We start from the raw sequence: 1076 nt of genomic DNA on the forward strand, positions 1-1076 counted from the left end.
TGCATGTAGTGTCTCTAAAGGTTTTTATAGAAAAGATAAAATTACACAAAGGTGGGTTGATAAATTATCAGGTAAAAAACCTGCGGATGTTGATGCGTTCCTGACTAGCTGTGGTTGGACTAAACATTATCCTCAAGCAGGAAGACCCGATGCGATTCAACATACTCAATATGTACGTACTACTAAATCCGGGGCAACATATAAACTAGATTATCATCCAGGAGGAAATGCAAGTCAGCCGAATATTCATGGCAATGACTACTGGAAGGTTTATAAAGTCAAGAATGGTGAGGATGTTGTCTTTGGAAGGATCGGTCATGGTGAATTTAAAAACTACGATCTAATAAAAGACTCTCCAGTATATATTGATGGTGCGTTAAGAAATGGTGGTTTTTAATATGATAGACTTTAATGCTGAAATAATATCTGGTTTTTCATTAGGCAATATTAGTCTGAATAGAAATATATCTTCATATATAGATGAAATGTATTCTGTTTTTAAGGTTGAAGTTAAGGAATACTATCTTCCTGATGGGAGTAAAAATAATGCATATATATTAAATAAAACTATAACGATCGCAACTGATCATGAAGGCTTAATCTTCTCAATTGGTTGCAATGAAGAATATAAAGGGAAGTATAAAAATATATTACATACAGGGCAATCGATGAAAGAGGTTATTGCTCTAACTGAAAAACAACGTATATTTAATGGCTCAGTCATTATTGACGATGATTTTGGCTTCTCGCTTATATTGCCATCACCTTATGATGAAATCGGGGACAGCATTGAAAATATACCTAGTGATATGATATTTAAAGAAATATATGTTTCTGATTTTTCTTCGTGGCGGTCAGGTTATTGAATGAGGTTGAATGTTAATCTCTTGGAGACAGCTAGCCATTAAAAAACGCTGAGGAAGTCGCCATAAATAAAAGCCGGGAAGATCCCAAGAAGATCTTCCCGGTTATTTTTTTGTATGTTGTTACTGCTACATATTCCCCTGCTGCACCCGAATCACCACCTGACCGGGCATTACGCTGATCGCCAGCGGTTGCCCGGTCAGGCCGCACTG

Annotated in this window: 2 protein-coding genes; both read left to right on the forward strand. The window is 36.6% G+C overall.

What is annotated here, in order from left to right; translation table 11 throughout:
- On the forward strand, nucleotides 1–397 hold a 397-nt coding region (locus ACQ4OC_RS19555; protein ID WP_430971562.1), incomplete at its 5' end, for a hypothetical protein.
- A 1-nt stretch (nucleotide 398) separates the two neighbouring features.
- Nucleotides 399–866: a hypothetical protein gene (locus tag ACQ4OC_RS19560; RefSeq protein ID WP_430971563.1), complete on the forward strand. Its 468-nt coding sequence runs from the start codon at nucleotides 399–401 to the stop codon at nucleotides 864–866.
- Nucleotides 867–1076 lie beyond the last annotated feature (210 nt).

The sequence above is a fragment of the Yersinia sp. J1 genome, assembly GCF_050586585.1.
Taxonomy (GTDB): domain Bacteria; phylum Pseudomonadota; class Gammaproteobacteria; order Enterobacterales; family Enterobacteriaceae; genus Yersinia; species Yersinia entomophaga.